Raw genomic sequence first — 21,436 nt, forward strand, 5'->3', positions numbered from 1 at the left:
AATAGCTTTTGCCCTTTGATTCCATTTATTCGATTGCAATATTATTTTCGGCTGCAATTTTTTTAAAGATATCTTCCTTGTTTTCTTTTACCATTTTTTGATAAATAGCGCTCATTATTATTTCGGTATCTTTTGTATAGTCTGATTTGTCAGCAGTATAGATTCTGTGGGCAATAAAAATATCATTTAGCGCTTTTTCATCATTATTTAGGGCAAAATAGCTTTTTCCGGCTCCAAAATACCCTTCAGCATTATCAGGCTGATAGTGTATTAGTTTTTCATAATACGATACAGCGCTGTTAAAATCAGATTTTAAAGTATAAGCCACACCAATGTTCATTAAAGCAAATTCGCCTTCAGGATAAATGTCCAGTGACTTTTTATAATATTTAACCGCATTGTCATAATCCTCTAATTGTCTGTAACAAACTGCCATGTCATCGAGCGCCAAAACAAAATTCGGATCTTGTTTTAAGGCAATTTGAAAATTTTCAATGGCTGATTTGTAATTTTTGTTGCGCATAAAACCTTTTGCAGTCTGATACGCGTTTTGTGCTTCTTTGTTTTTAGAGTCGCTATAATAAATATCCGACTTGTTTTCAGAGGCTTTTGGTACTAAATCAGGGCAGGTTTTACCAATAGTGGCATCCGATTTCTGTAGAAGGCTCTTGATTCCTTCTACAGTACTGATTCCTTCTCTTACTTTAGCATCTTTATCATTCAATACCACTTCTGACATAGAATTAGTCAGACAGTTTCTATATATCTCTTCGTTTATTTCTTTACTTTTCTGTAAGCAGCTACACGCTTTCGCCGCTATTTTTTCTTCTAAAGTTTGACTATTTGCATTGTAACAGCCTACAAGGGCAAAAAGCAGGAATAATTTCTTCATAATGGTTTGGTTAGAATCGGGTTATTTAAGAAATGTTAATTATTCAGGTCTGACAACTTGTTTTAAACTGTCTTTTGCAATCAGCGTGCTGTCTTTTACTACTGTTGCGGCTGCCGGAACAGCTACAGGTGCCGTGTATCTTTTTATCTTTTGCTGAATTAATACAGCATCGTTTAAAACAAAAGGAGTTGGCATCATCCAGTCGCTTCTTGGTTTTATTTTTAGTAAGGGATTTGTCATTAAGTCAAAAGAACTTTCAATTAGATCCATATCAAAAATAGATGATTTATTGATGTAAAAATCCATGACAAGAGGTTCGTTGGCAACGACATAATAACACAGGATTTTTGAGCCATCCCGTTCCAGACGATTTCCTTTTTGATCGGAAGTGGAAACACCATTAGCTTTAAAATTGAAAAAAGTCATTTTAGGATTGGCATAAATATCATAACGGTTTACCTTTCGGTTAGGCGTTATTTTAATTTTCAGATATCGGTTATTACCAACAGTACTGTCTTTCAAAAATGCAATAGTTGGTTTTGCAAGCTCAACGACAGGTGCAATTGCACTATAGGTAAAGCCTGAATTGTATTTACTCGTCAATGGAAGCGCATTTAAGCCAACAGCTTTTTGATTTTTTTCTCCTAAATAACTTTTCGTCCACTCGTCTAAATTAACGTCATAAGTAGTCCAGACGGCAGAATTTGTATTGGCGTTATACACATATAATAAACTGTTTGATTTGGCTTCTCCTTTTTGGTATCCCGAATGATAACCTGCGTAAATAAAAAATCCAATAGATACTGCAAAAAAGAACATAGTCCAGACTCCTTTTTTGAAGAAATCCCCAAATACGGGAAGTAATAATCCAAAAAGTAAAACGGTTAGAATTGCACTTCCAAAGAGAATTTTTAATCCTAGTCCAATAGGGAACATTAAGATAAAAGGGGCTATAATGGCTAGGGCAGGAATGCAAAATAAAAGGTTTAAGCCTAAGCTATAGTGTTGTGTGATGACAAAAATTCCAAAAAGAAGCACTCCAAAATAAACCGGAATGATCAGGAAACCGGCGCCAGTCAGGCTATTTGCCAGAAACGCGTTTATGATAATCCAAAGCAGCAATGGAGCTACAAAATGGTTCATTGTGATCTTTGCTTCTGAAAAATGGTGGTAAAAAGCAAAAGAGATTGCAATACTTAATGTTACAAAGGCGCCAATGTAGGCGTGACCATTATAAGTAAAGCCATTAAGAAGATCTGAATATTGCGGATAGATTTGCAGCAGGATTTTCCAGCCTAAAAAAGTAACTAACCCTGAAACAACAAGTGATCCCAAAAGCGGAACAAATCCTCTGAAAATTTCCCTGAACGTAATGACACGCTTCGCTTTTCCTATAAAAACAAAAAGAATCAATAAACCCAAAGCAACTATAGTCATTGGTATAACCCAAGAAAAAGGATAGCTGATGAAGGAAAACGGAACACTGAAATAAACATGGTCTTCAGTTGAATCTGTTGAAGTTAAATCAGCATTCGAAAAGTATTTTAATAAAGGCATCAGGTACGTTCCCTGATGTGCCAGTGTGGTTTTGCTTAAATGCTGTACATCGTCTTGCTGGGTGTGGTAATTGTAATGCCCGTCTATAAACGCAAAATTAAATCCCTGAATCTTGCCTTGTTCTCTAAAAACTGTAAGATCGGTATCGTTGGGAAGCATTTTGTAAATACTGTACATTAACGAATTCGAAACCGGATATTTAGCTTTTGCATTGGCAAATTCTTTTACAAGCGCTTCGTTTCCTTTATTGGTTTCCATCAGCATATAACTTGGTCCTGATGAACCTCTTGCTTCAAAGTTAATGACCAAACCAACGTCTTTTGCCCAGGGATGCTCGTTGACAAAAAGAGCAGCACCATTTAGACCTAATTCTTCGGCATCAGAAAAAAGAATGATAATATCGTTTTTATGCGGCTGCTTGGCGTATAAAAAAGCGCGAATTCCTTCCAGAATAGTCGCTACTCCTGAGGCGTCATCACTTGCACCTTTAGAAAACGAATGCGGCGCACTATCATAATGCGACAATAATAATAACGCTTTTGTATTATTGGTCCCTTTTATACGGGCCAGAATATTTTTAGATTTTACTAAAAGTCCTTTGTCATTAAGAGTAAAACCTTCCTGAATAGAAGTTTCTAATCCAATTCGATTGAGTTCCAGTTTAAGATAATTGGCTACAAGTTCATGATTGGTTGAGCCGACATAATGCGGTTTTTGAGCAATAATTTCGACTTGATTTAGGGCTCTTTCTGTAGAAAATTCTGCAAGCGCTTCTTCATCTTTCGAAATCCATTGGGGCATCATCGAGGCATAAATAATACCAAGAATTGCTAAAATGCATACTACGGCTAGAATTGAGGTGGGATTTTTTTTCATGATTTGTGCGTACTATATTTCTTTTTTAACAAGCATAAAATAATCATTGTCCAAAGAGCGATATCCTTGATCATACAGAAAATAGTAGGTATTTCCTGTTTTGGTCTGCAAGATATTGGTAAAGAAATCGAAATCAAAGCCTTTGTTTATCATTTTTTCCCGGGTTGCTTTAGATTTTCCATCCATGTTAAGTTCAGACAAAATACGGTAATTTTTTCTTAATTTGTTGTTTACATTGCGCATGAAATTAGTACTATCCTTGTTTATTTTGTTATTGTAGGCATTTCGACAGCTGTCTGAACAAAACTTTTTGTCTTCTCTGCCTACTATTTTTTCGGAGCATTCGAGGCATGTTTTCATGGTTCCAGTTTTTTAATTTCATAGAGATCATTTCGTCTGTCTTTTAAGATGCGAACACTTCCATGCTCGTGAAGTTCTTTTAGTAAATTAAGATCGACATCAACGATTAACGTCATTTCGGTATTTGGAGTTGCCTCCGCTTTTATACCATTACTTGGAAAAGCAAAGTCTGAAGGCGTAAATACAGAAGCTTGTGCATACTGAATGTCCATATTATTCACTTTTGGCAAATTACCAACACAACCTGCTATGGCTACATAACATTCATTTTCGATGGCGCGTGCCTGTGAACAGTGTTTGACACGCGTATAAGCATTTTGTGTATCTGTTAGAAACGGTACAAACAAAATATTCATTCCTTCGTCAGACATTATTCTGGAGAGTTCCGGAAATTCGACATCATAACAAATTAAAATCCCAATTTTACCGCAATCCGTATCAAACGTCTTAAACTGAGATCCGCCTTTCATACCCCAATGCTGTACTTCGTTTGGAGTAACGTGAATTTTGGTATACATTTCTGAAGTTCCGTCTCTTTTGCATAAAAAACCAACATTATACAGATTGCCATTGTCTAAAAGCGGCATACTTCCGGTAATAATATTGATGTTGTATGAAATAGCAAATTCCTGAAAACGCTTTCTGATAGGATCAGAATATCGGGCAAGCTCACGAATGGCTTCGGCTTCAGATAAATGATTGTAATCTGCCATTAACGGCGCAATAAAAAGCTCGGGAAACAAGGCAAAATCACTTCCATAACCTGAAACAACATCTATAAAAAATTCTGCCTGCTCAAAAAACTCTTCCAGATTGTTTAACTGACGCATTTGCCATTGAACCAATCCCAAGCGAATAACACTTTTTTCGAGATTAATAAGTTTGGGGCTTTCGTCATAATAAACATTATTCCATTCTAAGAGAACAGCGAATTCCTTTGATTCCTCATCGCCTTCAAGATAGTTTTTGATGATCCTTAAAACGTGAAAATCATTACTCAGCTGAAACGACAGTACAGGATCATGTAATTCTTTATGTTTTACTTTATCTATGTAATTCTTTGGTGTGAGCTTTTTAGAATGCTGGTTGTAATTTGGAATTCTTCCTGCGAAAACAATAGCTTTTAAGTTCAATTGTTCGCATAATTCTTTTCGGGCATCATACAAACGACGTCCCAAACGTAAACCGCGATAATTGGGATGAATAAAAACATCGATACCGTATAATATTTCTCCATTTGGATTGTGGGTTGAGAAAGTATAATCGCCAATAATTTGTTTGTAATTATGTCTTTTGTCAACTAATTTTTCATCTACTATCAGAGACAGAGCAGATCCTACAACTTTTTCATCTACTAAAATCACCAATTGGCCTTCGGGAAATATAGAAAGTAATTTTTCGATATCTTTTTCTTTCCAATATGAATTGGCCATTTCCGGATACGACTCAATCATTGAGTTTTTCAATTGTTTGTAATCTTCAATTTCTAGATTTCGTAATTCAACTTTATTAATTTTTGTTTGCATTGTAGTATGATTTGTGTTAAAAATACAAAAAAAAAATCCATTTACAAACGTTTACAAATAATTACAACCGAAAGTAAGTAGTTGATAACCGAATAACTTTTGCAGTTCGACGCATCTTTGCAATGTTGAATTTGATAATCGAATTCATTATATACGAACATTTAAATATTATACGCCATGAATGCAATGAAAAACAGAGTACAATTAATTGGTAACGTAGGAAACGACCCGGAAATTAAAACATTAGAAAACGGAAAAAAACTTGCTCATCTAACGATCGCAACAAACGACAAATACACCAATGATAAAGGTGAAAAAGTCGAACAAACAGAATGGCATCGTGTTACAGCCTGGGGGAAAACGGCAGAAATTATCGAGAAATATGTTGTGAAAGGAAAAGAGGTTGCCATTGAAGGAAAACTGACTCACAGAAGTTACGATGATAAAAACGGTGAAAAGAAATACATCACCGAAGTTGTGGTCAATGAAATTCTGTTGCTTAGTAAATAACGTTTTACCAGGTTTGATTGTAAACCCGACAGGTTTTTAAAACCTGTCGGGTTTAATTTTGTGTTGAATGTAATTACAAAACAGAAGCGCCGTTGATGTCAGTAGTAAGTATTTCGCTCATATAGTCAAAAAAAGGTCGCATGTTTTTGCATGTATCCAGGGCTTGTTCTAAAAATAGCGGACTTAATACTTCATCATCCGTAAAACGTTTAATGATCAAAAATTGTTTGTAACGCAGTAAATCGATGGCTTCATGATTTACATCGAAACCTTTGGGAGAAGTTTTGAGCTGCTCGCCTTGTAAAGCCCCAAAAGTTTTGACAAAAGATTTTGAATTCAATATCTTTTTCATGGGTTCAGAATCGTGAGCAAATTCGCTTCTTATGCGTTTTAGATCTCCCGCATTTGGGCCCCAGAAACCGCCGGCAAAAAAACTGTTTCCTTTTTCCAGATGAAAATAATAACCGCCTCGTCTCTGACTTGTTGCGCGGGTAAAACTTCCTCCCCAAAAGGTTTTAAAAGGTGTTTTGTCTTTAGAAAAGCGAATATCACGGTAAATTCTGTAAACACTTTTTTTGCCAGAAGCAGTTTCTAAAACATCGGTTTTTGACAGTTCGTGAAGCAATGCACCGGCAAATGTTTCAATATGATTTAGTTCTTTGAGGTAAGCAGGTTTATTGGCATCAAACCAGGGTTTGTTATTGTTTTCTTTGAGTTGGGTCAAAAAATCAAGACTGGATTTGGGGATGATAATGTTTTCCATAATTAAAATTTAAAATCTTTTTAAAATCGGAGCTCGATTGTGATGTAACTAAAAACCCACCAATTTTTTGGTGGGTTTTGTGTATATGTAGTTAAGCAGTTTTTTTGAATAAATCAAACATAGGACAACGAGAGCAGCGTTTCTTTTCGCTTTTCTTGTATTTCTCACAGCACGAAGATTTACAGTTTTCCAACTTTTTAATCTTGTCAAGGATAGCTGCTTTCTTCTTTTTCTTTTTATCCTTTTTCTTGTCCTTATCTTTTTCTTTCTTGCTCAATTTTCCTCCGTATTTAAAAACAGAAGCAAATATAAAAGAAAATAGTTATTTTTAAGTATTCTAAATAAACTTTAACTATTTTTTATTTTGGGTTGATTGCAATAGAACTTGTAACCGTTAATTGCTGAATATCACGGTCGAACAAATATAGTCCGCCTTTGTCATCACCAATTAAGTTAATTTTATCCAGAATAGATTTAGCTGTTGCTTCTTCCTCGATTTGTTCTGCTACATACCATTGCAAGAAATTATGAGTTGCATAATCTTTCTCAGAGAAAGTAATGTGTACTAACTCATTAATAGATTCTGAGACATAAATTTCATGGTTATAAAGAGTTTCAAACATTTCTTTAAAAGTAGAATATGATGTTTTAGGCGCTTTTAGATCAGTAATCTGCGCGTGACCTCCACGTTCGTTTACATACTTAACTAACTTAAGCATATGTGCACGCTCTTCGTCTGATTGTGTGTACATAAATTGTGCGATTCCTTCTAATCCGTGTACTTCAGCCCAACAAGCCATAGAAAGGTAAGTTTGTGATGATTCTGCCTCTATGCGAATTTGCTTATTTAAAGCTGACTCAATATTTTTTGATAACATAATAATGACTTTTTTGTAAAGTTAGGAAAAAATAATTCAAACCGTTTTTTGAAATTCAAAAACACGTGACATTTGAATTAATTCTCAATAATTTAAGATTTTTTAAGAGGCAAGGATTGCGAAAAAATGGCTTTGTTACTGATCGGATTTCCGCTGTCTTCTCTTATAACACCATCTGTAAATTTGCGAATAGTATATTGTTTTAAAACAGTGTCATAATAACTTAAAATATAATAATCTTTTAATTTAAGGATATTTTGAAGTGCAGCATTTTTATTCGTTCCCAGATAATAAAAGATGTTATCAATAGCTAAAGGTTCTGATTTATCGTCTGTTACGAAATCTAAATTAGCATTTAACACCGAATCAAAATACACCATCTTGCTTTGGCGATACTGTACCTGATTTTCAAAACTGTCAAAAGAATTGCTTCGGCCGTAGTTAAAGTCAGAAACAATATATTCTAAATACCCGCCAAATGTGATATAGCTGTTTTTATTGTTTTTTAAAACCGAAAGACCCACGCTCAAATCTGATAACTGACTAAGGAATTTAGTGGTAGTTTTTAGTTCTTTGGGTTTATTATCGTTTATCTGAAGGAATAAATGCGAGTTTTTGAAAAGAATAGTGTCTTTTTTTGAAACCGAAATACTTTTAATCGTCTTTTCAGAATCAAAATCTTTTACAGCAAACAAAAATTCGTCTTTGCTGGCTTTGACCTGAAATAATTTGTTTTCGCTAAAAAAAGAATTGGAGGTTTTAGATATAGTTTTAGAATCCGGCTGAGTAAAGTTTTTCTCCGTCATCTCTGCCGTTTCCATATTAAGATCGAAAACCTGTGTCTTTTTTTGGTTGTAATCAAATGTCAAAATAATACGGTCATTGAGAACGTACAGTTTATTTATATGTACAGTTTTATTTAAAGGATTAAAATCCTCTGATTCCATTTTCTGAATTGGAAAATAGCGGATCAGTGAACTGAAAGTAAGATTTTGGCCTCTTTCATTTTGAAAACGGGCAGCCGAAAAATCAAACATTTTTATTTCACATTTTCCATTTTTCATTTCATAAAGAAGAAGATGCTGGCTGTCTTTTTCTTTTCCAAGAATATAGAAATTATTATTTTTTTGAAATGTCATTATTATATATTCATTGTTTTCAGGAATATTAAAATTTAAAGTCCTTGAAGTATTATTGTCCAGATAATATTTTATAATTCTAATATTTTGAGATTCTCTAGAGCTCCAGTAAAGCGTTGGATTTCCGTCGTCGCTTATACTGCTACCCAATAAAGAACGGTTTTCTGCGTCTCGTATAGAATCAGTAAATTGTTTGGTCAGGAAAAAAGATTTGCTGTATTTTAGAATGTTGATGTTTTTAGAATCTGCTGCAAAAACATATACATCCTGATTTTTTACATCCTGGGCATTTAAGATCTGGCCGTTCTCATCAATTTTTGTTAGATTTAACGGATAAGAATTTAAGATTGTCTGACTTAACAATACTGATGGAGAGGCTAAAAGAAAAAAAAGAAGAAGTTTTTTCATGAGTTTAGAGACACAAATATTAGTTCAAATTTAATTAAATTTAATGGATAAAAGTAAAATGGTAATTGGGTAAAATAAAAAAAGCCCAAAAAGATTTCTTTTTGGGCCCTGACTTATTTAAAGTTGAATTATTTTACCTTGAAAGTAACTCTTCTTGCTAATCTTCTTGCTTCTTCGGAATCTTTTTGAATAGATGTATCAGCTCCGTTAGCGACAACATTTAATCTGGAAGATGCAATACCCGCTTTTTCTAAAATAGTTTTAACACTATTAGCTCTTGCATTTGATAATTTCTCATTGTATTCTGATTTACCAACCTGATCAGCATGACCAATAATATCAATATTAGCCGATGGGTTTTTTCTTAGATAAGTTAGAACAACATCTATGGCACCAGTAGAGTTCTCAATAGGGGTTGATTTGTTAAAGTCAAAATAAACACTGTAGTATCTGTCATTGATCATATCTCTAACAATATCTTTATCAGTCACTGGAGGATTGATTACTGCTTTTTCTACAATCACCTCTTTTGTTGGAGGAATATTATTTATTGTATTTTGTAATTCAGCTAATTTGTTTTCTAATGCAGAAAGATCAGTTTCATTCGAAACAACAACCCAGTCAGCATGTTTTGCATTTTTACCTAAATAAACCTGTAATCCAACTGTTCCGTTAAACATAAGACCTGAAAATCCTCTATTGTCTACAGCAGCACCATCAAAAGTATGATCTTGCGATGCGTTTAGAATAGTAGAGAAATCCCCGGTTAAAGCAATTCTGTTAGACAATCTTATCTGTCCGGTTACACCTGCAATAAAGTTACCTGTCCAGTCTTTTCCGGTAAAATTATCACTTTTTAATTGTCCTACTCCAAAACCTGCATGTCCTAATAAACCAAAAGTATTAGTCCATGTTTCGAAATTCATGATACGACCTAAGTTTGCAACTCCTTGTAAATCTAATCTTTGGTATTTTGAATCAAATTTCATAGAATCATCACCATCGGTGAAGCTGTTGTATCCGTAATCAATTTTTAAACCAAATTTGTTGTTAAACATATAACGAACTCCTATTTCACCAACCCAAGGACTTGGTGTATCGGTTGAGTATCCAGCTGAAAATGGTCTTTGAGGTTTAGTTAATCCTGCTCCTAATTCGATAGACCATTTATTAAAGCTATTTGTCGTCTTCTTTTCGGTTTGTGCATTTACATTTACTAACGCTAATGCACATGCGAGAGTCATTACAATTTTTTTCATTATTATTGAGTTTTAATTTGCCTCAAACCAACGATATTTTGTAAGAATTGTCATCCGATAAAAGTCATAAAAATAACAGAATAGGGTTAAATGTGGGGTGTGTCATCCATCAATTCCTGAAAGTAATCAACAAATTTTCCTAAATGAAGGCCGTCCATTAATGCATGATGAACATGAACGGACATAGCAATAGTTCTTTTTCCGGTTTGAGAAGTGATCATTTTGCCAAAAGAAATTTTAGGACAACTGTCTGGAAATGTGTAACTACGAGCATGTGAAAGTGACGTGAAATTCAACCACGGAATTGCCGAAAAATGAATCAGATTATCATCATCAAACGATCTTGTAAAAAGTCCGGTTGTGTTTTGAATGCGTTCTATCTCGGCTAAAGCATTTTGTTCGAATATTTTAAAATCGGGATTATATTCGATTAATGAGAATCCGAAAGTGCCATCTCCGCGTCCTATTGTGGCAGATGCGTCAATACGATCATTAATATAGATCTTGCCATCGGCAATTCTGTATTTAAAATTCTCGATCGCATTTACTGCAACTAATGTTTTGTGCAGATAATAAATGAAGAAAGAAGCGTTAAGGCTTTTTGCAGTTTGATATCCTTTTGTACAATCAATTTCTACGGTGGCGCCAAAAAAAGGTTCTTCCATTTTGCTGAAATGTTCGAAATGCTCTTTTCTATTCCAGTTTTCTAAATCTAAAAGTGTTTTCATTATGATAAGTTCTGTAGAACTTCGGTAATTTTTTCGAATGAACTAAAATGTTCGTGTTCGACTTTGTGATTAATTTTTTCGTGTTCCCAAGTGGTGTGAAACGGAATATGAACGGCATAACCTCCAAGTCCTAAAACGGGTAGAACATCAGATTTTAATGAATTCCCGATCATCAGAAACTCGTTTGCCTGAATGTCTAAACGGCCTAATAGTTTTTCATAATCGATTTCTTGTTTGTCTGACATTACTTCGATATGGTGAAAATAATGGCCCAGACCGGAGCGGTGTAATTTACTGTGTTGGTCTTTTAGATCGCCTTTTGTGGCCACAACCAATTTGTATTTTCCGTGCAAAGCCTGCAATGTTTCTTCGACTCCATCAAGAAGTTCAATAGGTTTCTCCAGTAATTCTTTTCCGTATTGAATGATTTTTGCGACAACTTCAATCGGAATTGTATTGTTCGAAATATTCATCGCTGCTTCAATCATCGAAAGAATATATCCTTTGATTCCGTATCCGTATAAAGGCAAATTAGCAATTTCGATTTTAAACAATTCCTGCGAAATGCCCTGATGCGAAAGATAATCTTCCATCAAAGCACAGAATTTATGCTCCGTTTCCTCGAAGTAAGGTTCATTCACAAATAAAGTATCATCAGCATCAAATGCGATTACTTTTAGGTTGGGTATTTTGTTTCTATGTAACATAAAGATGTTGTTTTTTTAGTTTCAGGTTTTCTGCTGGATGCAGATTTGTTTCAGGTTTCAGGTTTTTTTCGCCACGACCCGAGCGATAGCGAACAGGCGAAGCAATTCACGAATTATTATATAAACAATCAGCGTAAACCCCTTTAATCAGTAAAATCCGCGTGCCATTTCTCAATCTTAATTCTTAGAAAACAGCTTTTTTAATGAAATAGTTTTGTCATAAAAAGTAATTCTGATTCCGCATAGCAAAATAATTCCGCCAAAAACCATTTGTAAAGTTATCTGTTCTTCTAAAAACAACCAAGCTAATATGGATGTAATTACCGCCTGGCTCAATAAACTTAACGAAACTCTGGTCGCGCGCATATGCTGCGTGGCATAACTAATCGAAAGCCAGGCGCACAATTGACACATTACGGCCTGAAGGACAAATACAAACCAGCCCGTATCTGAGAACCCAGTAAAAGGTTCGTTTAAGGCATAACAAAGGATTCCTAAATAAATACTTGAAGCGATTAGATTAATTGTCATAAATGATAAAACATCAATTTCTGAAAGTACTTTTTTACTCACCAAAAGATAAATGGAATAAAGGATCCCGGATAAAACAGCAAACAAAAAAGCCTGATTAAAATTTAATTCCAGAAAAAAGCTAAAACCCACCAAAGTGATCATTCCGAATAATGAAACCAGAGTTCCAATCCAGAAATTAGTTGCAGGACGTACCTTCAAAAAGAAAAAAGACCCAATTCCTACCCAAACCGGAGATAAATTCGTCAGTAAAGAAGCCTGAGTAGCGCTGGAATCCTGAATGGCAATATTCCAGACAGCAACATCTGAGGCAAATAAAATGCCGCAAAGTACTGCCAATAGAATTATTTTTGTTTTTGGAAGTTTAAAATTTTTAGTAATAAGTACATAAGGCAAAAGCAACGCCAGAGCAATAGCCATGCGGTAAAAAGCCGAGATTAATCCCGATGCTAATTTTAGTTTAACCAATATTGGGAATATCGAAATACAAAGTATTCCGCAGATTAAAGCTAATCTTGGTTTGGTGAGTTTCATTATATATTCGTGTATTATTTTTCAAAGATACTTTACAAAGTGAATACTTTGAAAGCAAAAAGCGCGAATCTATTAAAAATCTTAATCGGTTCGCGCTTTTTTGAAAAATATAAAATATAAGGATTGAATTTGTTTTTGTGTGGTATTAGGCATTCATCATTTTCTGATAGGCAGTTTTAATTTCAATATCAGAAAAGGGTTCAAGCGCTTTCACCAAAGTTTTGATGGTTCTAATGCAGCTTATCATTTTAATGCGGAGATCTTGATGATCTCCCGTTTCTGTTACCAGAATAGCGTCGAAAATCTTGGCTAAATGTTCTGGTTGATCTCTAATTTCATCTACGAACCAAATGTCCGAAAGAAATTTTGCCATTGCTGTCATTACAGCAGTTTCTGATGTTTTTTCATTTTCTTTTTGCATATTCGAAAAATATTAAACGCACGAAACCCTCGCTTTAGATGTGCAAAAATACCCGTAAGGATAGAATTTCCATTGTTTCCGCAGGAACATCGTGGCGAGGGAATCGCTTATGTTAACTTTAATGTTTCAAGGATTACTCCTTACTGTATTTTTGCAAAACAAACTTACAATTATAAATTCAGGTAAAAAAAAATAAAGCAAGAAATTACTTATTTTTTTTACATTTTGCATTTAACCTTTCACAAAAAAAGGTTATTTTACTTTTCTGTTTTTAACATCCTGGCGGTTGTCCCAAAAAGATACTATTTCAATTTGATTTCCGTTTATTTCATAGAATATTAGATAGACTTTCATAGAAACAACACGAGTGATTTTATTGGAAGTAAGTCTTCCAATCAGTTCTGAATTCGAAAGTGTTTCTAATAAATCTTCGACCTCGTTTAGAAGTTTTAAGCTATAAGTTGGACTTTCATTTCTAATAAAATAATACTCAAGAACATTTTGTAGTTGAAGTTTGGCCAAAGAAGACCAAACTATTTCTTTTTTAGCCATTCTCTCATTTCTGAAATTACTTCTTCATTTTTATGAAAATTTCCATTTTTGATCTCTGTACGACTACTCTCAATTGCCGTTTTTTGGTCATTAGACAATTCATAAAGTTCATGTTCAGATGAATCAAAAATAGTTTGAAGTGCATTTAGAAAATTCAAATCCTTAGAATCTTTGATTCTGGATATTAAATTCTTTTTTATTTGTGCAGTCAAGTCCATAATGTTTCTTTAGATATTCAAAATTAAAGATTTATTCTCAGATTGTGTAAGTTGAGTATGATTATTTATATAAACGTATTTAAATAAAGAAAGTTATCTGCCAGATGTTTTAGGCGGATAACTTTCTCTTATTTATTATTTAACTAAAAACCTTAATTTATCGTTTCACCATTTGGCGCATCAGTATCAGGATTTACGAATACTAATTTACCTTCTGCATTTGTTGTCATTAAGATCATTCCCTGGCTTTCAACACCGCGTAAAACTCTTGGCGCTAAGTTGGCCAAAACTGTAACACGTTTACCAATGATTTCTTCTGGCGAAAAGCTTTCGGCAATTCCCGAAACTATCGTGCGAACGTCGATTCCGGTATCAATTTTTAGAACCAAAAGTTTGTTTGCTTTTGGCATTTTCTCCGCTTCGATAATTGTTCCTACGCGTAAATCCATTTTGGCGAAATCCTCATACTGAATCAAATCTTTTTGAGGTTCCGGTTGTTTGCTTTCGGCAAGATTAGCGGTTTTTGTAGCTTCCAATTTGTCTATTTGTTTTTGTATTTCTTCGTCTTCAATTTTTGCGAATAATAATTCAGCTTCACCAATTTGGTGACCTTCCGGAATCAATTCTGAATTTTCCGTAACATCATTCCATTTCAGTTTGCCTTCGTTTTTAAGGATTCTTGACAATTTAGCTGCAGTAAAAGGCAAGAACGGTTCAGCAAGAATGCTCAACGCAGCAGCAATTTGAAGTGCGACATACATTTGAGTTTTTACACGTTCCGGATTGTCTTTCATTACTTTCCAAGGCTCTTCATCGGCAAGATATTTATTTCCTAAACGGGCCACATTCATTAATTCTCCCAAAGCTTCACGGAATCTGTAACGCTCCACTGAACTTGAGATCACAGCCGGATACGCTTTTAATTCTGCCAAAGTATTTTCGTCAACTTCAGATAATTCATTTGGCGTTGGGATAAATCCGTCGTAATATTTGTTCGTTAGAACTACAACACGATTAATAAAATTACCAAAAATGGCAACCAATTCGTTGTTATTTCTCGCCTGAAAATCTTTCCATGTAAAATCATTATCCTTAGTTTCTGGAGCGTTTGATGTTAATGCATAACGCAAAACGTCTTGTTTCTCCGGAAATTCTTCTAAATATTCGTGCAGCCAAACTGCCCAGTTTTTAGAAGTCGAAAGTTTATTTCCTTCCAGATTCAAAAACTCATTTGCAGGAACATTATCCGGCAAAATATAGCTTCCTTCGGCTTTAAGCATCGCCGGGAAAATGATACAGTGAAAAACGATATTGTCTTTCCCAATAAAGTGTACCAGTTTTGTGTCTTCATCTTTCCAGTAGGGTTCCCAGTCTTTTCCTTCACGCGCCGCCCATTCTTTTGTTGATGAAATATATCCGATAGGCGCATCAAACCAAACGTATAATTTTTTTCCTTCGGCACCTTCAACCGGAACATCAATTCCCCAATCAAGGTCACGCGTAACGGCACGAGGCTCAAGTCCGCCATCAACCCATGATTTTACTTGTCCGTAAACATTCGGTTTCCAGTCGTTTTTATGTCCAACCAGAATCCATTCCGTTAGGAAATCAGTATATCTGTCCAAAGGCAAAAACCAGTGTTTTGTTGATTTTAAAATTGGAGTTTCTCCTGTAATGGTCGATTTTGGGTTTATTAAATCTGTCGCATTCAAAGTCGATCCGCATTTTTCACACTGATCTCCGTAAGCTTCCTCGTTACCGCATTTAGGGCAAGTTCCCACTACAAAACGATCTGCTAAAAACTGATCTGCTTTTGCATCGTACAATTGTTCTGTTGTTTCTTCAATAAAATCGCCTTTATCATACAGTTTTCTGAAAAAATCCTGAGCCGTATCATGATGAATCTTAGCCGAAGTACGAGAATAATTATCAAACGAAATTCCGAAATCAGCAAATGATTTTCTGATGATTCCGTCGTATTTATCAATAATTTCTTGTGGCGAAACTCCTTCTTTTTTTGCTTTCATCGAAATTGCAACCCCGTGTTCATCGCTTCCGCAAATAAACGCAACGTCTTTTCCTTGCAAACGTAAATATCTCGAATAAATATCTGCAGGCACGTAAACCCCCGCCAAATGCCCAATATGTATAGGTCCGTTGGTGTAAGGCAATGCCGCCGTAATAGTATATCTCTTTGGATTTTGTATCATAACTCAATTTTATTGAGTGCAAAAATAAGCAATAGAATTGAGAATTCTAAGTTTCGCAGAGATTCACGAAGGTTTTCGCAAAGATTCACGAAAGTTTTTTAATCTCGCAAAGGCGCAGAGGCGCAAAGTTTTTTAATTAAATCTGCTCAATCTGCGGAATCTGCGTGAAACAAAAACTTTGCGACTTCGAGACTTTACGAGATTAATTCTCATTTCTTTAAAAAAAAACTTAGTGAATCTCTGTGCAACTCTGTGAAATAACAATAAAATAGAACCAGTTTAAACTAGCTTCCAAACTAAAATCTTAAAAATTTATTTTGCAATCTTTGCCCTGAAAAAAAACAAAAACAAGTTATGAGCAAGACAAAATTAATCATCAATAAAAACGGATCTATCAAAATCGAAGGTGATTTTGAAATCATGGATTCAGAAGGAACTGTTTACGGACTACAAGGAAGAGCTGCATTAGGACTTTGCCGTTGCGGATTATCTGCAAACAAACCTTTCTGCGACGGAGGACACCGTAATAACTTCGAACACGATTCTATCGCATTCGATTTACCGCCAATGAAAACAAACTAAGAAATTCTATTTTCTGGGTATTATAAAAAAAGCTGCATCATGCAGCTTTTTGTTTATATATAAATTTCGCCTTTCATCGTAATAACCGCAGAACCACCCACCAAAATATCATTTTCTCTGGCCATGACTTCAATCAACGAAGGCTGATTTAGTTTTACGCCTTGCAGGATTTTATATTCGGTATTGGGTTTTGTGTATTTCGTTTTAGTCAAAAAACCTATTAAAGGTCCGGCGGCCGTTCCTGTAGCGGCGTCTTCATCAATACCGATTAACGGATTAAAAAATCTGGCTTCGGCTATATTATTTGGATCTTCGTCAGAAAGTGTGAAACAATAAAACCCTTCAAATCCGTATTCTTTCGAAATTTCGATTAATCTTTTATTATCAGGAATGCAATCGTGCAGGAATCGTCTGTTTTTGATGGGAACCATGATATGCGCCACTTCGGTCTGAACGATCGTAGGAAGGAGTTCGTCAACGGTCAAATCATCAATAGCCAAACCAAGTGCTTTTGCTATTAGCGAAGCCGGAACTTCTTTTAGTGCCACAGCCGGTTTTTGATGCATTTGTACAATGGGATATTCGGTAACGGGATCAAAACTTGTGGTTAATCGTATTGGACTGTCTTTCATGATGACAAAACGATTGGTTTCGTTTTGCTCCTCAAAAATGGAGATTTTTTTGAATAATGCCGCACAAACTGCTCCTAATAAATTATGTCCGGCACCATCGACCTCAAAACCTGTTGGGGTAAACGAACGAACATTCAGGGCTTTTTGTGCTGTAGAGTAATAAACAAACGAAGTTTCAGAATAGCCAAATTCCTTTGCAATATTAGAATAAGTCTCTAATGCTAAATTGCCATTGGTAAAAACAACAGACAACGGATTTCCTTTGTAACTTTTGTTAGAGAATACATCTAAAACATAGTATTCTAATGCGGTTCTATCTTTCATTATTATAGTTGTTTTTTTTACCATATAAGTGATGTAAGTTCATATATCGTGTTGGGCGTAATTGTTTTAACACATAGAAACATAGCTTTTATTTGCTTGAAAAAAGGCGTTTCACTTAACTAAAATGCATATAGGTGACTATTTTGGAGAAATGTGTTTCTTTTTTGTCTCCTTAATTTAGTATTAACCTATGTTTCTATGTGTTAAATATTTTTTCGATAGAATAAAGTTACTGATTGTCATTTGATCTAAGTTATAATCATTTGAATTTCTTTTACAACATTCGTTTTTGTTCAAAGCTAAAATGTATTGCTTTTTCAAGTCTGGCAAGTTTTGTTTTTTCTTGTTTGGCGCTCATAATTACGTGAATTATTACTTTTTTGTACGATGGTGCCTGATTGTTGAAATATTCCCAGGCTACTTCATTGGCTTTAAATTGTTTTTCGAACTCAGGATCGAGAACATATGCTTCATTTTCGTGCGAGTAAATTTTAGATCTTTCTTCAGATCTGAATTCGAAGGCTTTTATTCCTGCTTCTTTCATCAATCCGGCTTTTGTGAGTGCTTCGATTTTTTTGATGTTGATCGCGCTCCAAATACTGGATTTCTTCCTTGGTGTAAACCTGATCGAATAACTTTCTTCGTCAACAGATCTGCGAACGCCATCGATCCAGCCAAAACAAAGTGCCTGATCTACGGATTCTGACCACGACATTGTTGGTTTTTTGCTATTCACCTTATAGAAACCCACTAAAAGTTCGGTTTCTGTTTGGTGATGCTTTTCCAGCCATGCTCTGAATTGTTCTTGGGTTGGGAAGAAGGTTAGGTTCATTTATTTTCACGTTTTAATGGAGGAGGAGGAGGTGGTAAAACAGATTCTGAGCTGAAGAAAGTTAATTTTTTATCGGTTTCAATTAATTTCACTTTCTTTTTCCAACTATAAATCCATTTAGCTAAAGAATCCAGATCTTTTGGAACATCATCTTTATGGCTGTGTATTGCAATTAATTTTTTGATTGAATCTTTGTCAATATAAACGGTGTAATATTTGCCATCGCTATAATCTTCATTATAACTCTCTTTGTAATTTTTTAGTTGTGTTTTAGAGATTAAATCAGATAGTATTTCTTTATCTTTTTTACTTATTAAAGCGATATAGTTTGTTTTGCTTTTTGGAATCTTTGCAGTATCTTCATTTTCGTTCCAATGTTCTCTAATATAAACACTATCGTTTGGAGTAAACTTTATAGAAAAACATGTTTCGAAAGTATTGTTAAAAGTAAAATCGAAATATTTGAACTTTATGTTTAAGTTTTCTTTTTTATGACAAGATGTGAGTAATAAAACGAACGAAATAAATATGATTTTTACTTTCATAATAGTGTTTAATTATGTGTTTTTTATTCGTCAAGTTCTTTCCAACAAACGTCTATTTCTCGTTGAATTTCTTTTTCAAGTTTCGGAAGTTCATTCAAAAACCAAAACTGACTTTCTTTGGTCAGGTACAATTTGTTTTCCTGAAGCTTAAAATTCATTGCGCCTTTGATCATCGCAATCATTTCATCAACTTCAGATGTTCCGTTGGCGAAGTTTGGACCTATTAAATATTTTAAAATGTCTTTTTCGTATTGCGGTTTGTAGTACAAAACATGACTCACGATTGGAAAATAAAAGTAAAAATAACTATTTGTATTCGATTGATATTGAATTTTATCGATTTCAGAAATTAAAATATCCGATTCCGGATTTGTAGTTTCCTTGTTTAATTTCTTTAATAATTCGAAAGCATTTTTTGCACGCAGCAATCTTTCTCCCATTCTTTTTAAGGAAGAAAAAGTTTCGTCAAAATCTGAATTTGTTATTATGTTCAATTTGTACTTTTTTAAGCGGAATTTGTTTAGTTCTGATAAAAATTAAATTCTTCGATATCATGATATCCAAAAACGTCAATTTCAGGATGTTCGTTGATTAAATTTCTGATTTTATCTAATGTACTTAATCTTAAGTCGTTGTCTTCAGCCCTCATTCTTGCCAATTGGTTTACCGGATGATTGCTGTCAGTAAGTTCAATTCTCATATAATAAGCGTCTGCGACATAAAATATCCATCCTTTTTCTGTTTTTAAAGCAACACCGCAATGTCCTAATGTATGTCCGAAAAGCGGAATTAGGTAAATTTCTGTTTCAGTATCGATGTCGACTTTTCTGGCTTCGAATCCAAACCAGTTCAAATCTAATTTTTCGTAGGTTTTTATTGTTGGCTGATGTGACAAAGGCGTTTTTAAATACCTTGGATTACCGGAAATGTAGTTATCACATTCTTCCAATCCAACATGAACTGTTGCGTTGGGAAAATCTGCCAAACCGCCAATATGATCATTATCCAGATGCGAAATAACACAATCAGTAATTTTTGCGGGATCAAGTCCCAGTTTTTCGATTTGTCTTATGGCGGTCTGATTTTCATCAAAACGATAGCCAACCATGTCAATCAGTTGTTGACCGATTCGTTCTTCCGGGTTTTGAATGTCTAAAAGCCCAATTCCGGTATCGACTAAAATGAGTTTGTCGTTTTCCTGAATCAATAAGCAATGTCCGCAAACATTGTCGTTAACAGGTGAAACAATTTTTACACAGTTGAGGTGGTGGATTTGTGACATGGTGGATTTTGTATAGTGTTGGCAATGTTATTTTTTCTTCTTTTTGCTAAAATAATCTTTTTTACTTCAAAATAATCTCACAAAACAAAATCTTCTTTTGAAAACAAAATCGCGTTAGGGATAGAGGCGGTATCCTTTTGCAAGCGAAGCGATGCAAAAGATTGAGCCGAAAGCCCGGTCTGCTGCTGCGGAAACGCCCAAATAATAATTCTCATTCAATTTCCTATCTTTGTAAACGCAAACCAAAGAACAGCAAACCATGGCAAAAGGACCCGAAAAAAATACCAAAAACAAGGCTTTGCATACCAAATTACTCAATAAGAAAAAAGCCAAAATTCAAGAAGAGAAAAAAGCACATGCTTTACGCTTGAAAGCTTTGGTAGCAAAAATGAACGAAAAAAAGAATACTGATGAATCTGATGTCATATAAATCAGATTGTATTTCTTTTCTGTTTTAATTTAACTGAAATTTGCAAATCAATCTTTAAAAAAATCAAAATGGAGGAATTCGGTAGAATATTAGTTTCTGAAACGGCAATGAATAGTGAAAATCTTCAGGATGTGATTCACTCAAATATTTCGGTAATCAATCTAATGCGTGAAGAAGGTGTCGATGACGAATTTATTCACGAAGATGCCTTGATGAGTTATTATCTCGATTATTATTACTCGCAATATGCTGAAGGGAATTTTTCTCAGTTTGTCTACAAATCAGGTTGGAATAAGGAACTGAACGAACTTATCGAAGAAGGTCTGGCATTGATTGGCGCCGAAAAACACCTGGAATTATTTCAGCAACAAAGCAAAAAAGTAAAACTAATGAGCAGCGTAAAGCTGAATAAATTCGTAAGTGGAAAACTGGAAGGTGTAAATCCGGTTCGTGATTCTTTGAATAACGATACTTTCTTTGAACTTGAAGAAAACCTGATTACGCTCAATGCTGATTTCCTGAAGAACCATCCTGATTTCGAAGTACTTTCTGTAGACGATATGTTTGCAACTTTAGAGGAATTTGTTGGGCATGAAATTAAGAGGGCGTAAGTTTTTTTACCACAGAGATTCACAAAATTTTTGTTTGAATGGCTATAAAATTTCGCGTAAAGACGCAAAGGCCCAAAGTTTTATTTTCTTGGCGACTTTGTGTCTTTGCGCGAGTTATTAAAATTTCTT

25 protein-coding genes are annotated in these 21,436 nt (G+C 34.6%); 4 read left to right on the forward strand and 21 right to left on the reverse strand.

All coding sequences use genetic code 11. From position 1 onward, the window contains the following. Positions 1-25 precede the first annotated feature (25 nt). Genes B0A67_RS07775 through B0A67_RS07790 form a run of 4 tightly spaced genes read right to left on the reverse strand, consistent with a single transcriptional unit; the run spans position 26 to position 5,211 of the window. The gene (locus tag B0A67_RS07775) at positions 26-892 is read right to left on the reverse strand and encodes a tetratricopeptide repeat protein (protein WP_072957266.1); all 867 of its coding nucleotides are present in this window, start codon (positions 890-892) and stop codon (positions 26-28) included. Positions 893-931: 39 nt separating this feature from the next. Continuing rightward, a complete protein-coding gene (locus tag B0A67_RS07780; protein WP_084074491.1) occupies positions 932-3,325 on the reverse strand; it encodes a M28 family peptidase in 2,394 nt (797 codons plus the stop codon). Between the two features lie 12 nt (positions 3,326-3,337). Beyond that, positions 3,338-3,685 carry a hypothetical protein gene (locus tag B0A67_RS07785; protein WP_072957263.1) on the reverse strand — a complete coding sequence of 116 codons (348 nt, stop codon included), beginning with the start codon at positions 3,683-3,685 and terminating at the stop codon, positions 3,338-3,340. Next, positions 3,682-5,211 carry a carbon-nitrogen hydrolase family protein gene (locus tag B0A67_RS07790; protein ID WP_072957259.1) on the reverse strand — a complete coding sequence of 510 codons (1,530 nt, stop codon included), beginning with the start codon at positions 5,209-5,211 and terminating at the stop codon, positions 3,682-3,684. Before B0A67_RS07790 ends, B0A67_RS07785 begins: the two co-directional genes overlap by 4 nt. 177 nt (positions 5,212-5,388) lie before the next feature. Between B0A67_RS07790 and B0A67_RS07795 the strand changes: the two genes are divergently transcribed. After that, complete coding sequence (locus B0A67_RS07795; RefSeq protein WP_072957256.1) at positions 5,389-5,721, forward strand: single-stranded DNA-binding protein; 333 nt, start codon at positions 5,389-5,391, stop codon at positions 5,719-5,721. 73 nt (positions 5,722-5,794) lie between these two features. Here the strand turns inward: B0A67_RS07795 and B0A67_RS07800 are convergent, their stop codons facing one another. From B0A67_RS07800 to metG, 12 genes are all read right to left on the reverse strand, one after another. Continuing rightward, positions 5,795-6,484 carry a DUF2461 domain-containing protein gene (locus B0A67_RS07800; protein WP_072957253.1) on the reverse strand — a complete coding sequence of 230 codons (690 nt, stop codon included), beginning with the start codon at positions 6,482-6,484 and terminating at the stop codon, positions 5,795-5,797. 91 nt (positions 6,485-6,575) lie between these two features. Beyond that, complete coding sequence (locus B0A67_RS07805) at positions 6,576-6,761, reverse strand: hypothetical protein (protein ID WP_072957249.1); 186 nt, start codon at positions 6,759-6,761, stop codon at positions 6,576-6,578. A gap of 82 nt (positions 6,762-6,843) precedes the next feature. Further along, on the reverse strand, positions 6,844-7,362 hold the full coding sequence (locus B0A67_RS07810) for a ferritin (RefSeq protein ID WP_072957245.1): 519 nt from the start codon (positions 7,360-7,362) through the stop codon (positions 6,844-6,846). 92 nt (positions 7,363-7,454) lie between these two features. Continuing rightward, positions 7,455-8,909, reverse strand: coding sequence for a hypothetical protein (locus tag B0A67_RS07815; RefSeq protein WP_072957242.1), 1,455 nt, complete (start codon positions 8,907-8,909; stop codon positions 7,455-7,457). Between the two features lie 128 nt (positions 8,910-9,037). Then, the gene (locus tag B0A67_RS07820; protein WP_072957239.1) at positions 9,038-10,168 is read right to left on the reverse strand and encodes an OmpA family protein; all 1,131 of its coding nucleotides are present in this window, start codon (positions 10,166-10,168) and stop codon (positions 9,038-9,040) included. 86 nt (positions 10,169-10,254) lie between these two features. Next, entirely contained in the window at positions 10,255-10,896 is a 642-nt protein-coding gene (locus B0A67_RS07825) for a chloramphenicol acetyltransferase (protein ID WP_072957237.1), read from the reverse strand. Beyond that, a complete protein-coding gene (locus B0A67_RS07830; protein ID WP_072957234.1) occupies positions 10,896-11,603 on the reverse strand; it encodes an HAD family hydrolase in 708 nt (235 codons plus the stop codon). Before B0A67_RS07830 ends, B0A67_RS07825 begins: the two co-directional genes overlap by 1 nt. A gap of 177 nt (positions 11,604-11,780) precedes the next feature. After that, positions 11,781-12,668 (reverse strand): DMT family transporter, encoded by an 888-nt coding sequence (locus B0A67_RS07835; protein WP_072957231.1) that lies wholly within the window; start codon positions 12,666-12,668, stop codon positions 11,781-11,783. A 145-nt stretch (positions 12,669-12,813) separates the two neighbouring features. Then, positions 12,814-13,089 (reverse strand): hypothetical protein, encoded by a 276-nt coding sequence (locus B0A67_RS07840; RefSeq protein ID WP_072957226.1) that lies wholly within the window; start codon positions 13,087-13,089, stop codon positions 12,814-12,816. 252 nt (positions 13,090-13,341) lie between these two features. Further along, complete coding sequence (locus tag B0A67_RS07845) at positions 13,342-13,641, reverse strand: type II toxin-antitoxin system RelE/ParE family toxin (RefSeq protein ID WP_072957223.1); 300 nt, start codon at positions 13,639-13,641, stop codon at positions 13,342-13,344. Further along, entirely contained in the window at positions 13,623-13,859 is a 237-nt protein-coding gene (locus tag B0A67_RS07850; protein ID WP_072957219.1) for a hypothetical protein, read from the reverse strand. The genes B0A67_RS07845 and B0A67_RS07850 overlap by 19 nt, the downstream gene beginning before the upstream one ends. Positions 13,860-14,011: 152 nt before the next feature. Next, positions 14,012-16,069 (reverse strand): methionine--tRNA ligase, encoded by a 2,058-nt coding sequence (gene metG / locus B0A67_RS07855; RefSeq protein WP_072957216.1) that lies wholly within the window; start codon positions 16,067-16,069, stop codon positions 14,012-14,014. 354 nt (positions 16,070-16,423) lie between these two features. On the opposite strand from metG, the gene B0A67_RS07860 reads away from it, so the two are divergent. Further along, positions 16,424-16,651, forward strand: coding sequence for a CDGSH iron-sulfur domain-containing protein (locus tag B0A67_RS07860; RefSeq protein ID WP_056248078.1), 228 nt, complete (start codon positions 16,424-16,426; stop codon positions 16,649-16,651). 53 nt (positions 16,652-16,704) lie between these two features. On the opposite strand, the gene B0A67_RS07865 is transcribed toward B0A67_RS07860, so the two are convergent. The 5 genes from B0A67_RS07865 to B0A67_RS07885 all read right to left on the reverse strand — a co-directional run bounded on the left by B0A67_RS07865 (position 16,705) and on the right by B0A67_RS07885 (position 20,266). Next, positions 16,705-17,607 (reverse strand): PhzF family phenazine biosynthesis protein, encoded by a 903-nt coding sequence (locus tag B0A67_RS07865; RefSeq protein WP_072957934.1) that lies wholly within the window; start codon positions 17,605-17,607, stop codon positions 16,705-16,707. 274 nt (positions 17,608-17,881) lie between these two features. Continuing rightward, a complete protein-coding gene (locus tag B0A67_RS07870) occupies positions 17,882-18,439 on the reverse strand; it encodes a YdeI/OmpD-associated family protein (RefSeq protein ID WP_072957213.1) in 558 nt (185 codons plus the stop codon). Further along, entirely contained in the window at positions 18,436-18,984 is a 549-nt protein-coding gene (locus B0A67_RS07875) for a hypothetical protein (RefSeq protein ID WP_072957210.1), read from the reverse strand. The genes B0A67_RS07870 and B0A67_RS07875 overlap by 4 nt, the downstream gene beginning before the upstream one ends. A 23-nt stretch (positions 18,985-19,007) precedes the next feature. Continuing rightward, a complete protein-coding gene (locus B0A67_RS07880) occupies positions 19,008-19,478 on the reverse strand; it encodes a hypothetical protein (RefSeq protein WP_072957207.1) in 471 nt (156 codons plus the stop codon). Positions 19,479-19,504: 26 nt separating this feature from the next. Beyond that, a complete protein-coding gene (locus B0A67_RS07885) occupies positions 19,505-20,266 on the reverse strand; it encodes an MBL fold metallo-hydrolase (RefSeq protein WP_072957204.1) in 762 nt (253 codons plus the stop codon). A 259-nt stretch (positions 20,267-20,525) separates the two neighbouring features. Between B0A67_RS07885 and B0A67_RS24950 the strand changes: the two genes are divergently transcribed. Both B0A67_RS24950 and B0A67_RS07890 read left to right on the forward strand, forming a co-directional pair. Then, positions 20,526-20,696 carry a hypothetical protein gene (locus B0A67_RS24950; RefSeq protein ID WP_207557316.1) on the forward strand — a complete coding sequence of 57 codons (171 nt, stop codon included), beginning with the start codon at positions 20,526-20,528 and terminating at the stop codon, positions 20,694-20,696. A 68-nt stretch (positions 20,697-20,764) separates the two neighbouring features. Next, a complete protein-coding gene (locus B0A67_RS07890) occupies positions 20,765-21,307 on the forward strand; it encodes a DMP19 family protein (RefSeq protein ID WP_072957201.1) in 543 nt (180 codons plus the stop codon). Positions 21,308-21,436 lie beyond the last annotated feature (129 nt).

Source organism: Flavobacterium aquidurense, assembly GCF_002217195.1.
In the GTDB taxonomy this organism is placed as follows: Bacteria; Bacteroidota; Bacteroidia; order Flavobacteriales; family Flavobacteriaceae; genus Flavobacterium; species Flavobacterium frigidimaris.